Consider the following 12,146-nt stretch of genomic DNA (forward strand, 5'->3'; position numbering starts at 1 on the left):
CGCTCACGATGTCCCGCCTCACGATGGCGCCCGCGCGCGGGGGCCATCGTGAGGCGGGACATCGTGAGCGCGGCTTGACCCGGTGACGGACGCGCGCCACGACATCTCTCCGTGAGACCCCGTTCCCGCCGCCCCGGACCATGCCGACGCCGTCCGCCGCGCCGACGGGCTCCACTCACCGGCCCCGTGGATCCTGCCGATGGCTGACGACCCCGCGCCCTTCCCCATCGTCGGCATCGGCGCCTCCGCGGGGGGCATCGAGGCCCTCGATACCCTGTTCGCCGGCCTCGGCCTCGACGGCGGCCTCGCCTACGTCGTCGTCACCCATGTCAGCGCGGACCGCGAGAGCCTGCTGCACGAGGTGCTGGGCCGCCTGACGCCGATGCCGGTGATGGTGGCGGCGCATGGGATGCAGGTCGAGCCCGGGCATATCTACGTGCTGCCCGCCCGGGCCATCCTGGGGCTCCAGGACGGGTGCCTGACGATCCGCGACCAGGATCCGGCCCGACGCGAGCGCAACCCGATCGACCTGTTCTTCAGCGACCTCGCCAAGGCGTGCGGCGAGTACGCGATCGGCATCGTCCTGTCGGGCGGGGGCACCGACGGCACGCTCGGCATCAAGGCGATCAAGGAGCACGGCGGCCTGACCTTCGCCCAGGTCGCCGACGGCACCGCCCCGCGCCACCCCGACATGCCGGCCAGCGCCATCGCCACCGGCCTGATCGACTTCGCGCTCCCGCCCGACGAGATCGCGGCCAAGCTCACCGAGTACGCGCGCAGCTTCGGGGCGATCGAGGATCTGCAGGGGGCCGCCGCCAAGGCGGCGACCGCCGAGATCTACGGGCTGCTGCGCGACCAGATCGGCCACGATTTCTCCGGCTACAAGCCCAGGACCTTCATCCGGCGGGTACAGCGGCGCATGCAGATCGCCCGGCTGACGCGGGTCGAGGATTACGTCGCGCGCCTGCGCCAGGACGGCGGCGAGGTCACGGCCCTGTTCCGCGACCTGCTGATCAACGTCACCAACTTCTTCCGCGATGCCGGCGCGTTCGATGCGCTCAAGGAGCAGGTGCTGCCGCGCCTGTTCGAGGGCCGCGGGGCCGGCGACACCATCCGGGCCTGGGTGCCCGGCTGCGCCACCGGCGAGGAGGTCTATTCCCTCGCCATGCTGATGCGCGAGTTCATGGACGGCCTGCGCTCCGTGCCCCGGGTGCAGATCTTCGCCACCGACATCGACGACCTGGCCCTGGGCGTAGCCCGATCCGGCCGCTACCCGGAGGCGCTGCTCGACACCGTCTCGCCCGAGCGGCGCAAGCGCTTCTTCACGGCCGACGGCGGCTCCTACGTGGTCACCAAGGAGGTGCGCGAGCTGTGCGTGTTCTCGCCCCACAGCGTGATCCGCGACCCGCCGTTCTCCCGGATCGACCTGGTCTCGTGCCGTAACCTGCTGATCTATTTCGGCCAGGCCGTGCAGGCGCAGGTCATCCCGATCTTCCACTACGCCCTGCGCCCGCGCGGCTACCTGTTCCTGGGCACGGCGGAGAACATCAGCCAGTTCACCGACCTGTTCGCGACGGTCGAGCGGAAACACCGCATCTTCCAGGCGCGGGAGACCGACGGGTACGCCGTGCGACTGCCGCTGACCGTCACCGGCACGCAGCCGGCCCCGTTCGGCCGCTCCGCCGCGTTCAGTCGCGGCCTCCGGTCGGCCTCGCCGATACACGACGCCGGGCCGCCCCTGCGCCAGCTGGTCGAGAGCCACGTCATCGAGCGCTTCGCGGCTCCGCACGTGGTGGTCGATCGGGACGGCGACATCGTCCACTACTCGTCGCGCACCGGCAAGTACCTGGAGGCGCCGGTCGGCCTGCCGAGCCGTCAGTTGCTGACGCTGGCGCGGCGGGGCCTGCGCCTGGACCTGCGCTCGGCCCTGCGCGAGGCGATCGAGACGCGCCGGCCGGCCCGGCGCGAGAACCTCGCGATCGAGGGCGAGGAGGGGCGCGTCCAGCTGGCCTCCGTCACGGTCGAGCCGCTGATGCAGGGCGACGGCGCCGAGCCGCTGCTCCTCGTGCTGTTCCACGACCAGGGCCCGTCGCTCAGCCGGGCGGCGATCGCGGTGCGTGACGCGAAGCTGCACCCGGACACGGATGCGCTGCAACTGGAGCGGGAGCTGCGCGACACCCGCGAGCGGCTGCAGACCATGATCGAGGAATACGAGACCGCGCTGGAGGAGCTGAAATCGTCCAACGAGGAGCTGATCTCGGTCAACGAGGAGCTGCAATCGACCAACGAGGAGCTGGAAGCGTCCAAGGAGGAGCTGCAGTCGCTCAACGAGGAGCTGCAGACGGTCAACAGCGAGCTGAGCGGCAAGATCGACGACCTCGACCGGGCGAACGGCGACCTGCGCAACCTGTTCAACGCCAGCGGCCTGGCGACCGTGTTCCTCGACCGCAACCTCGTGATCCGGACGTTCACGCCGGCGGTGGCGCGGTTCGTCCCGATCCAGGAGGGCGACCGCGGCCGGCCGCTCACCGACTTCGCCCTGCGACCGGCCTATCCGGACCTCGCCGAGGACCTGCGGAGCGTGCTGGCCGTCGGGCAGGACATCGAGCGCCGGATCGAGCCCTTCGGCGAGGCGCCGAGCCAGCACCACCTCGTGCGGATCGTGCCCTACCGGGTCCAGACAGGCGAGATCGAGGGCGTGGTGGTCACCTTCGTGGCGGTCCCGGCGGCCGGGTGAGAGGGGCGGCGGCAGGATCCGGCGCGCGCCGGACCGGGCCGGGTTAACCAGGACGAAAGTCGCATGCGCCCGTCCCCCGATCGGGGGAAACGGAACGGGCCGCTCTTACGTAGGTGTTCCGGTGCGATTCCTCCCGAGCCCGGACATGGCCGACGAAGACCTCAAGAAGCTCGACGAGACGATCGCCGCGCTGAACGCCCTCATCGCGAAGACCGGTTCGCCGCAGCTGCGCGCCCTCATGGAGCAGCTGATGCGCAGGCTCGCCAAGGAGTTTCCCGACCGGCGCGGGTGAGGGACGATGCGGCAGGCCCGGGATCGCAGGACCGGGATCGCAGGCCCGAAACGCGACCGAGGCGGCGGATGGAAAAGCCCCTCAGGCCGCCTGCGCGCCCTCCGCCCCCAGATAATCCTGCACCGGCTGCGCGGGGCCGCTGCGCAGCAGCACGTAGAGGAACGGCACCAGCAGCAGGGTCGCCGGGGTCGCGAAGGCGATGCCGCCCATCACGGCGCGGGCGAGCGCGGCGTTCTGCTCGCCGCCCTCGCCGGTGCCGAGCGCCATCGGGATCAGGCCGAAGAACATCGCCGAGGCGGTCATCAGCACCGGCCGCAGCCGGGTCTCGCCGGCCGTGATCGCCGCCTCCAGGGCGCTGCACCCGGTGGCCTCCCGGTGCTCCTTGGCGAAGGTCACGAGCAGGATCGAGTTCGCCGAGGCGATGCCCACCGACATGATCGCCCCGAAGATCGACGGGATCGAGAAGGTCGTGCCGGTGATGAACAGCGCGAAGGTGATGCCGCAGAACGCCATCGGCAGGGCCGCGATCACCACGAACGGGTCGCCCCAGCTCTGGTAGTTCACCGCCATCAGCAGGTAGACGGCGATCAGCGCGATCCCGAGCCCGATCTCCAGGCGCAAGAACGCGCTGCGCATGTTCTCGATCTGGCCGCGCACCGTGATCTTGTCGGGCGCCTGAAGGGTCTTCTGCTCCTCTTGGACGATCGCGTCGATGTCGCGGGCGACCGAGCCGAGGTCGCGGTCCTGGACCGAGGCGAAGACGTCGAAGGTCGGCTGGATGTTGACGTGGTTGATCACCGTCTGGGTCGGCACCCGGCGCAGCTCGGCGAGGCTCGACAGCAGGGTCAGCACGCCGGGGCCGGTGCCCGCGGTCGCGGCCGCGCGCACGAACATCGGCGTGTTGCGCAGGTCGGCCAGCGAGGCGTTGCGGTATTCCGGCGTCTGCACCCAGAGCTGGTAGGGGATCCCGGTCTTGGGGTCGGGCCAGAAGTTCGGCGTCACCTGGTAGCTGCCCGACAGCGAGATGTTCATGTTCTGCGCCACCTGCTGCTCGGTGAGCCCGAGTTCGGAGGCCAGGCGCCGGTCGACGTCCACGTAGAATTGCGGCTCGTTGACGATCTGCTGCAGGTGGACATCGACCAGGCCCTTGGTGTGCTTGAGCCGCTGGACGATGCGCTGGGCGACCTCCAGGTCCTTCTCCTTGTTCCGGCCGGAGACCTGCACGTCGATCGGCGTGATGACGCCGAAATTCAGGATCTGGGTGATCATGTCGGCGGGCTGGAAATAGGCGATCAGGTCGGGGAAGCGCTGCATCAGCACCGCGCGCAGGCGCTTCATGTAGCCGGCGACCGAGCCGTGGCCCTCCTTGAGGCTGATCAGCATCTGGCCGTCGTTGTAGGAGACGAACGAGCCGTCCGAGAACGCGAAGTTGTAGTTGGTCGAGGGCAGGCCGATGTTGTCGAGGATCTGCTCGATCTCGCCCGGCGGGATCACCTCCCGGACCGTGTCCTCGACCTCGGCGAAGACCTGCTGGGTTGTCTCGATGCGCATGCCCGTGCGGGTGCGCAGGTGCAGGGTCATCTGGCTCGCCTCGATCTGCGGGAAGTAATCCTGCCCGACGAAGACGAACAGCACGCCGGTCGTGCCCAGGATCAGGCCCACGACGCTTAAGGTGGCGAGCCGGCGGCCGAGCACCGCGTGCAGCAGCCCGATATAGCCCCGGTGGAACCGGCTGAAGCCGCGCTCGAACGCCCCGTGGGCCCGCCCGGCGAGGCGGAACACGGGCCCCGAGACGAGGCCGAACGCCCGGGCGATCCGGCCCCGGCGGGGCGGGTCCCGCCCGTCCCGGTCCTTGGCGTGCTTCTGCGCGTATTCCGGCGCCACGATCACGTCGATCAGCAGCGGCACCAGGGTGCGCGACAGCAGGTAGGAGGTCAGCATCGCGAACACGACCGCGAGCGCCTGCGGGGTGAACAGGTATTTCGGCGTGTCGGCGAGCGCGAACACCGCCGTGAAGGCCGCGCAGATCGACAGGGTCGAGATCAGCGCCGGCTTGGCGATGCCGGCGGCGCCGTGGACCACGCTCTCGCGGAACTCCTCGCCCTCCTCGAACAGCCGGTAGGTGTTCTCGATCGCCACCGTGGCGTCGTCCACCAGGATGCCGACCGCGAGCGCGAGGCCGCCCAGCGTCATCACGTTGATGGTCTCGCCCAGCGCCGCCAGCACGGCGAGCGAGGTCATCACGCAGAGCGGGATCGAGATCAGCACGATCAGGGTCGAGCGCCACGAGCCGAGGAACAGCAGGATCGCCAGCCCCGTGAGCGCCGCCGCGATGGCGGCCTCGTGCAGCACGCCCTCGATGGCGTTCGAGACGAACACCGACTGGTCGAACAGCGGCTTGATCGTCAGCCCCTCGGGGGCGGCGGCCCGGATCGTCGGCATCGCCGCCTTGACGTTGTTGACGACGTTCAGCGTCGAGGCGGTGCCGTTCTTGATCACCTGCATCAGCACGGCCTGGCCGCCATCGGCCCGGACCACGTTGATCTGCGGCGGCCCGCCGTCGCGGACATAGGCGACGTCGCGCATCAGCACCGGCTGGCCGGCCACCACCTTGATCGGCGCGAGGTTGAGGGTCTCGATCGAGGGCGGCGTGGCGTTGAGCTGGATCGGGTATTGCTGCTCGCCGATCTTGGCGAGGCCGGACGGCACCGTCAGGTTCTGGGCCGTCATGGCGTTGGTGACGTCGAGCGGCGTCAGGCCGAGCGCCTGGAGGGCGTTGAGGTCGAGATCGACCATGATCTGCCGGGGCGCCCCGCCGAACGGCGCCGGCAGGGTCGAGCCCGGCACCTGCGCCAGGGTCTGCCGGATCCGGTACTGGGCGTAGTCGTAGACCTGGTTGAGGCTGTCCTTGGCCGAGGTCAGGGCCAGCTGGATCACCGGCACCGAGGAGGCCGAGTAGCGCACGATGATCGGCGGCTGGGTGCCGGCCGGCATCGCGGCCCGGATCGAGTTGGTGGAGGACACCACCTGGGCGATGGCCAGGTCGATGCTGACCGCGGGATCGAAGTAGATCCGCTGCACCGCCGTGCCCTGGAGCGTGGTCGACTCCATCCGGCGGATGTTGTTGACGTTGTTGGAGATGCCGTACTCGGCGTAGGTCGTGATGCGCTGTTCCATCTCCGGCGTGGACAGGCCGGTGTAGGTCCAGACCACGACGACGACCGGGATGTCGACGACCGGCAGCACGTCCTTGGGCGTGACGATCAGCGCGCCGACGCCGCCGAGCATCATCAGCACGGCGAGCACGTAGGTCGTGATCCGGAACTTGAGCGCGTAGAGGACGAGTCCCATGCGGTCTCCGCCGGCCGGCGCAGGGCCGACCCCTTCGCGTCGCCTGTTGGCGTACCAAATACCCGATGGGTTTCGCTACCATGTCCGGGCAGGCAAGGGACGGGCCGCGACGCCGCAGGGCTGGGCGCTATGGGCTACGACGGTCACACCTCTCACTTTGGTACCGTGCCGGTCCCGGCAGATTCTGGTCCGGAAAGGCAGGTACGCGCTCCCTCCCCCCTCTGCGGGGGGAGGGAGAGCCGCGGTGTTTCCAGCGTATCCTGTGGGCCCCGATGTGTGAATCCGCTAGGCAAGCGGGGCGAGGGATTCTCGTCCGCACGCCTGCTCGGATCGCCCCCCTCAGCGCAGCAGCGCCGTCTTGTCCACGTGGAGCGCGGCGCCGATCTCGTCGAGCGCCTTGTGCTCGACTTCGCTGATGCCGCCGAAATCGGCCACGTCGGCGCCGATCAGGAAGACATCCTGGCGCTGGTCGATCGGCCGTTCCGCGATGGCGCCGACCAGGCGCAGGTTCTCGAGGCGGCCGGCCCGGGTCTTGGCCCGGGCGATGGCCTCGTAGAGTTCCTGCTCGACCCGCAGCGTGTCGTAGGACTTCTCGAGGATCGGGTTGGCCCGGATGCCGGCGATCGCCGACTCGATCTCCTCCTCGGCGACATCGCCGTCGGCCACGATGACGTTGGCCGCGGCCGAGACGGCCGCCTGGAGGAAGACGGCATCGCCCGCATACGACATGATCGTGCGGCCGAACCGCAGGATGGCGTCCTGGAAAATGCTCATGCCGACCTCCCGTGCGGTCGGAGATGGCGGATATTGTGGCGGCCGAGTCAAGATCCGGCCGCGCTTGCACCGGGGACTGACCTCGCGCGCGCGCATTATGGTTTCGCGGGCGGGTCCTTACGCGGTCCCGAGATCGCGGGCCGCCACCCGCAGCGCGTCGTTCATCCGGGTCTGCCAGCCGGGCCCGGTCGCCTTGAACGCCTCGACGATCGCCGAATCCAAGCGCAGGCTCACGAGTTGCTTGGTCGGCGCCTTCTGGGGGCCGCGGGACCGGCGCAGCGTCGCCGCCAACTCGGGGAACGCTTCGGCGAAGGGACGCGCTTGGCGGGCCTGCGCCGCGGTGACCTCGGGATTGTCCGGGTCGGCCGCGATCCCGGCCTGGATGCGTGCCTCCTCGGCATCCGTGATCGGCGGGAGATCGAGCTTAGGCATCCTCGTAGATCCTCCGTTCCCTACGGCTCGCCGGGCGCAGGCTGATGAGGGACAGCGCCTCGGAGCCGAGTGGCGCGATCACGGCTGCCACGAGGCGGTCATCCAGAAGGCCGATCGCCACGAAGCGCGGGCGGCCATCAGATGCCGGATGCGAGGGCACGACCACGGAATCCTCGAACCGGAGCCGATCGCGAGCGTCCGCAAGGTCCAGCCCGTGCTTGGCGAGGTTGCTCGCCCGCTTCGGCTCGTCCCAGACCACGCGCATGTGCGTATCTACGACCTGAACCGATGTCGGTCAATCAGATCGTAGATACGATTTACTCAGAGCCGCCCAGCATCGACGGGAGGACCGCCCCCGTCAGCAGCAGCGGAACCCGGAGGTGTTCCCCACGCCGAAGCGGGCATTCTCCCGGTTGCGAAAGAACTCCAGCTCGGTCATCGGCGCCTGGTCGGGATGGGTGCGGCGGATATGGGCGGCGTAGGCCGCGTAATCCCCCTGCCCCACCATCAGCCGGGCGCCGTCGCAGACGCATTTGGACAGCACCTGGAGACGGCGGCGCAGGCTCTGCTGTGGTTCCATGGCGGTCCCTACTCGGCCGGTGCGAGGTGCGGCTCGGTCTCGAGGGCGGTCCAGCGGTCGGCCCGCCAGGCCTTCAGGCAGGCGGCGATGCCGAAGCCCGCGATGGCGACCACGAGGCCGATGAACAAGGCCGCCAGCACGGCGTCGATCCGGTCGTTGAGGATGATCTGCGCCATCTGGTCGGCGTTCTTGGCCGGCGCCAGGAGCTTGCCCTCGGCGGCGGCCGTCGCGTAGCGCTCGGCATGGGCCAGGAACCCGATCTTCGGGTCGGCCGAGAACAACTTCTGCCAGCCGGCCGTGAGGGTGCACAGGCACAGCCACGCGGTCGGGATGATGGTCACGAACGCGTAGCGCTCGCGCTTCATCTTGAAGATCACCACCGTGCAGAGCGTCAGCGCCACCGCGGCCAGCATCTGGTTGGAGATGCCGAACAGCGGCCACAGGGTGTTGATGCCGCCGAGCGGGTCGGTCACGCCCTGGTACAGGAAGTAGCCCCAGGCGCCGACCGCGATGGCGGTGGCCGCGATGCTCGGCCCCCAGGACGTGGTGTTCCGGAACGACGGCACCGCCAGCCCGACGAGGTCCTGCACCATGAACCGGCAGGCGCGGGTGCCCGCGTCTACGGCCGTGAGGATGAACAGGGCCTCGAACAGGATCGCGAAATGGTACCAGAACGCCATCATCGCCTTGCCGCCGATGGCCGAGGAGATGATGTGGGCCATGCCGACCGCGAGCGTCGGGGCGCCGCCGGCACGCGAGATGATCGTGTGCTCGCCGACATCCGCGGCGGTCTGGGTGATCACCTCGGGGGTGGTCGCGAAGCCGAGCTTGGTCACGGCCGCGGCGGCGGTCTCGGGCGTGGTGCCGACGAGCGCCGCGGGCGAGTTCATGGTGAAGTAGACGCCCGGGTCGATCACGCAGGCCGAGACCAGCGCCATGATCGCCACGAACGATTCCATCAGCATGCCGCCGTAGCCGATGAAGCGGGCATCCGCCTCGCTGGCGATGAGCTTGGGCGTGGTGCCCGACGAGATCAGGGCGTGGAAGCCGGAGACCGCGCCGCACGCGATGGTGATGAACAGGAACGGGAACAGGCTGCCCGCCCAGACCGGGCCGGTCCCGTCCACGAACTTCGTCACCGCCGGCATCTGCACGTGCGGCGCGACGACCGCGATGCCGAGCGCCAGCCCGACGATCGTGCCGATCTTGAGGAAGGTCGAGAGGTAGTCCCGCGGCGCCAGCAGCAGCCAGACCGGCAGGATCGAAGCCACGAAGCCGTAGCCGATCAGCATCCAGCACAGCTGCGGGCCCGTGAAGGTGAAGGCCGGGGCCCAGACCGGGCTGGCCGCCACCGAGCCGCCACCCAGGATCGCCAGCATCAGCAGGACGAAGCCGAGGATTGAGACCTCGCCGATCCGGCCCGGGCGGATGTAGCGCGCGTAGACGCCCATCAGCATGGCGATCGGGATCGTCGACATCACCGTGAAGGTGCCCCACGGGCTCTCGGCGAGCGCCTTGACCACGATCAGCGCCAGCACGGCCAGCAGGATGACCATGATCAGGAAGGTGCCGAACAGCGCGATGATGCCCGGCACGGTGCCGAGCTCGGCCCGGATCAGCTCGCCGAGCGACCGGCCGTCCCGGCGCATCGACACGAACAGGACCATGAAGTCCTGCACCGCCCCCGCCAGCACCACGCCGGCCAGGATCCACAGCATGCCGGGCAGGTAGCCCATCTGGGCGGCGAGCACCGGGCCGACCAGTGGGCCCGCGCCCGCGATCGCCGCGAAATGGTGGCCGAACAGGACGCTGCGGTTGGTGGGGACGTAGTCGAGCCCGTCATTGTGCCGGACCGCGGGCGTGAGGCGCTTCGGATCGAGGCGCATCACCTTCTCGGAGATGAATTTCGAGTAGTAGCGGTAGGCGATCAGGTAGACGCAGACCGCCGCGACCACGATCCAGAGGGCGTTGATCGTCTCGCCGCGCTGGGTGGCCACGATTGCCAGCGCCGCGGCGCCGAGCGCTCCCACGAGGGCCCAGGGCCCGTGGTCGCGAACCTGCCTGCCGATCGCCGTACCCATCCGTCCCGCTCCCTGACCGACCGCCTCGCGCTCGGGGCCGCGGGGGCCGCCGGCTGGGACTCGCGGGTCCCGGGCTACAGGGGCGGTTTATCCTATTCGTCCGCCGTTGACGCAAGCGATCCGAGCTGTGATGCAGCTTTGGCGGCGGCACGACGCCCAATCTGTCACATCGGGACTTCGGCACGGCCAGCGCCTTCACGGGCCGGCGGCCGAATCCCGTCCCCGCCTGCCGCGAGCGAAGGAAGGGCGCCGGCGCGATCCGGCCCCGCGAGGAGCGGACAACAATGGCGAAGGTCGCATTCCTGGGTCTCGGCGTGATGGGCGGCCCGATGGCCGGACACCTCGCCAAGAAGGGCCACGACGTCACCGTCTACAACCGGACCACCCCCAAGGCCGAGGCCTGGGTGAAGGCCCATGGCGGCGCCTCCGCGGCGACGCCCCGGGAGGCCGTCGCGGGCGCCGAGATCGTGTTCGCCTGCGTGGGCAACGACGACGACCTGCGCAGCGTCGTGCTGGGCGACGACGGCGCGCTCGCCGGCATGGCGTCCGGTGCGGTGTTCGTCGATCACACCACCGCGTCGGCCGAGGTCGCCCGGGAACTCGCCGAGGTCGCCCAGGCCAAGGGGCTCGGCTTCATCGACGCGCCGGTCTCCGGCGGCCAGGCCGGCGCCGAGAACGGCGTGCTCACCGTGATGTGCGGCGGCGAGCCGGCGACCTACGCCAAGGTCGAGGCGGCGATCGGGTCCTTCGCCCGCGCCTGCCGGCTGATGGGCCCGGTGGGCTCCGGCCAGCTCACCAAGATGGTCAACCAGATCTGCATCGCCGGCCTGGTCCAGGGCCTGTCCGAGGGCGTCCACTTCGCCAAGCGCGCCGGCCTCGACGTGGAGGCGGTGCTCGACGTGATCTCCAAGGGCGCCGCCGGCTCCTGGCAGATGGAGAACCGCGGCAAGACCATGAACCAGGGCCAGTTCGAGTTCGGCTTCGCGGTCGACTGGATGCGCAAGGATCTCGGCATCCTGCTGGACGAGGCCCGCCGCAACGGCGCCAGGCTCCCGGTCTCGGCGCTCGTCGACCAGTTCTACGCCGAGGTGCAGTCCATGGGCGGCAACCGCTGGGACACGTCGAGCCTGGTGGCGCGCCTGGAGCGCTGAGGCTCGCCCACCGCGACACGATCCGGCGGCCCCGCACGACGCAGGATCGTGTCGCGGATCCCCGGCCTGGGCGGGGCTCGGGGTCGGCGCGCGTCAGATCCCCCAATACGGTGCGGCGTCGTAATACCGGTGGATCTGCTCCTCCCAGGCGCCGTCCTCGGCCGGGTCGGTGCCCTCCGGGGTGCGGGCGGGGGCGGCGCGCAGCTGCTCCTCGGTGAGGTCGAGCACGTAGGCGTCCTGCTCGGGCGCGAAGCGCAGCACCGTCCAGGGCAGCGTGTAGAAATCCTCGCCGAGGCCCAGGAAGCCGCCGAAGCTCATCACCGCGTAGGCGACCCGGCCGGAGACCTTGTCGAGCATCAGCCGCTCGATCCGGCCGACCTTGCTGCCGTCCGGCCGGCGCACGTCGGTGCCGATGACCCGATCGCTCGCGATCAGGCTGCGGGGATGCCGCGGCGCGGGGTGGGGCTGCCGCTCCGCGAGGTGGGAATGGTCCGCCATGGTCGCCTCCGGGATCGCGCTGCGCGTTTCGGTCGTTGCCTGGAAGAACGCGTTGCCTGAAAAACGCCCGGCCCGTGCGCGACGTTCCGGTCCGGGCCTGCGCCCGCCCCCTCCGACGGACGAACAGCTCCCGCATGCAGAACCCGTTCACCGCCCCAGGTTTCGGCCTGAAGCCCGGCCTCGCGCTCGCCGCCCTGGCCCTGTCCGTCGCGGGCGGGCACGCCCAGGACCGCGGCAGCGGCCTCGGGTT

General features: G+C 70.0%; 10 protein-coding genes. 3 read left to right on the forward strand and 7 right to left on the reverse strand.

Annotated elements, in window-relative coordinates; all coding sequences use genetic code 11:
- Positions 1-199: 199 nt before the first annotated feature.
- The gene (locus FV228_RS09485) at positions 200-2,737 is read left to right on the forward strand and encodes a CheR family methyltransferase (protein WP_147854391.1); all 2,538 of its coding nucleotides are present in this window, start codon (positions 200-202) and stop codon (positions 2,735-2,737) included.
- A 145-nt stretch (positions 2,738-2,882) separates the two neighbouring features.
- A complete protein-coding gene (locus FV228_RS32995; RefSeq protein ID WP_187277684.1) occupies positions 2,883-3,029 on the forward strand; it encodes a hypothetical protein in 147 nt (48 codons plus the stop codon).
- 81 nt (positions 3,030-3,110) lie between these two features.
- Here the strand turns inward: FV228_RS32995 and FV228_RS09490 are convergent, their stop codons facing one another.
- From FV228_RS09490 to FV228_RS09515, 6 genes are all read right to left on the reverse strand, one after another.
- A complete protein-coding gene (locus FV228_RS09490) occupies positions 3,111-6,380 on the reverse strand; it encodes an efflux RND transporter permease subunit (RefSeq protein WP_147854392.1) in 3,270 nt (1,089 codons plus the stop codon).
- A 339-nt stretch (positions 6,381-6,719) separates the two neighbouring features.
- Entirely contained in the window at positions 6,720-7,154 is a 435-nt protein-coding gene (locus FV228_RS09495; RefSeq protein ID WP_147854393.1) for a tellurite resistance TerB family protein, read from the reverse strand.
- Positions 7,155-7,271: 117 nt separating this feature from the next.
- Positions 7,272-7,586: a BrnA antitoxin family protein gene (locus tag FV228_RS09500; protein ID WP_147854394.1), complete on the reverse strand. Its 315-nt coding sequence runs from the start codon at positions 7,584-7,586 to the stop codon at positions 7,272-7,274.
- Positions 7,579-7,851, reverse strand: a complete 273-nt coding sequence (locus tag FV228_RS09505) for a BrnT family toxin (protein ID WP_147854395.1) — start codon at positions 7,849-7,851, stop codon at positions 7,579-7,581. Before FV228_RS09505 ends, FV228_RS09500 begins: the two co-directional genes overlap by 8 nt.
- Before the next feature lie 93 nt (positions 7,852-7,944).
- Entirely contained in the window at positions 7,945-8,166 is a 222-nt protein-coding gene (locus FV228_RS09510; protein ID WP_147854396.1) for a YbdD/YjiX family protein, read from the reverse strand.
- A gap of 8 nt (positions 8,167-8,174) precedes the next feature.
- Positions 8,175-10,247 carry a carbon starvation CstA family protein gene (locus FV228_RS09515; protein WP_147854397.1) on the reverse strand — a complete coding sequence of 691 codons (2,073 nt, stop codon included), beginning with the start codon at positions 10,245-10,247 and terminating at the stop codon, positions 8,175-8,177.
- A 284-nt stretch (positions 10,248-10,531) separates the two neighbouring features.
- Here FV228_RS09515 and FV228_RS09520 point away from each other — a divergent pair, with 284 nt between their 5' ends.
- Positions 10,532-11,398: an NAD(P)-dependent oxidoreductase gene (locus FV228_RS09520; RefSeq protein WP_147854398.1), complete on the forward strand. Its 867-nt coding sequence runs from the start codon at positions 10,532-10,534 to the stop codon at positions 11,396-11,398.
- Positions 11,399-11,491: 93 nt separating this feature from the next.
- On the opposite strand, the gene FV228_RS09525 is transcribed toward FV228_RS09520, so the two are convergent.
- Positions 11,492-11,896 carry a PRC-barrel domain-containing protein gene (locus FV228_RS09525; RefSeq protein ID WP_147854399.1) on the reverse strand — a complete coding sequence of 135 codons (405 nt, stop codon included), beginning with the start codon at positions 11,894-11,896 and terminating at the stop codon, positions 11,492-11,494.
- Positions 11,897-12,146: the final 250 nt, after the last annotated feature.

It is taken from the genome of Methylobacterium sp. WL18, from assembly GCF_008040015.1.
In the GTDB taxonomy this organism is placed as follows: Bacteria; Pseudomonadota; Alphaproteobacteria; order Rhizobiales; family Beijerinckiaceae; genus Methylobacterium; species Methylobacterium mesophilicum.

Coding starts and splice junctions, on each gene's coding strand:
- FV228_RS09485 (WP_147854391.1), top strand. CDS start 200: ATGGCTGACGACCCCGCGCCCTTCCCCATCGTCGGCATCGGCGCCTCC.
- FV228_RS32995 (WP_187277684.1), top strand. CDS start 2,883: ATGGCCGACGAAGACCTCAAGAAGCTCGACGAGACGATCGCCGCGCTG.
- FV228_RS09490 (WP_147854392.1), bottom strand. CDS start 6,380: ATGGGACTCGTCCTCTACGCGCTCAAGTTCCGGATCACGACCTACGTG.
- FV228_RS09495 (WP_147854393.1), bottom strand. CDS start 7,154: ATGAGCATTTTCCAGGACGCCATCCTGCGGTTCGGCCGCACGATCATG.
- FV228_RS09500 (WP_147854394.1), bottom strand. CDS start 7,586: ATGCCTAAGCTCGATCTCCCGCCGATCACGGATGCCGAGGAGGCACGC.
- FV228_RS09505 (WP_147854395.1), bottom strand. CDS start 7,851: ATGCGCGTGGTCTGGGACGAGCCGAAGCGGGCGAGCAACCTCGCCAAG.
- FV228_RS09510 (WP_147854396.1), bottom strand. CDS start 8,166: ATGGAACCACAGCAGAGCCTGCGCCGCCGTCTCCAGGTGCTGTCCAAA.
- FV228_RS09515 (WP_147854397.1), bottom strand. CDS start 10,247: ATGGGTACGGCGATCGGCAGGCAGGTTCGCGACCACGGGCCCTGGGCC.
- FV228_RS09520 (WP_147854398.1), top strand. CDS start 10,532: ATGGCGAAGGTCGCATTCCTGGGTCTCGGCGTGATGGGCGGCCCGATG.
- FV228_RS09525 (WP_147854399.1), bottom strand. CDS start 11,896: ATGGCGGACCATTCCCACCTCGCGGAGCGGCAGCCCCACCCCGCGCCG.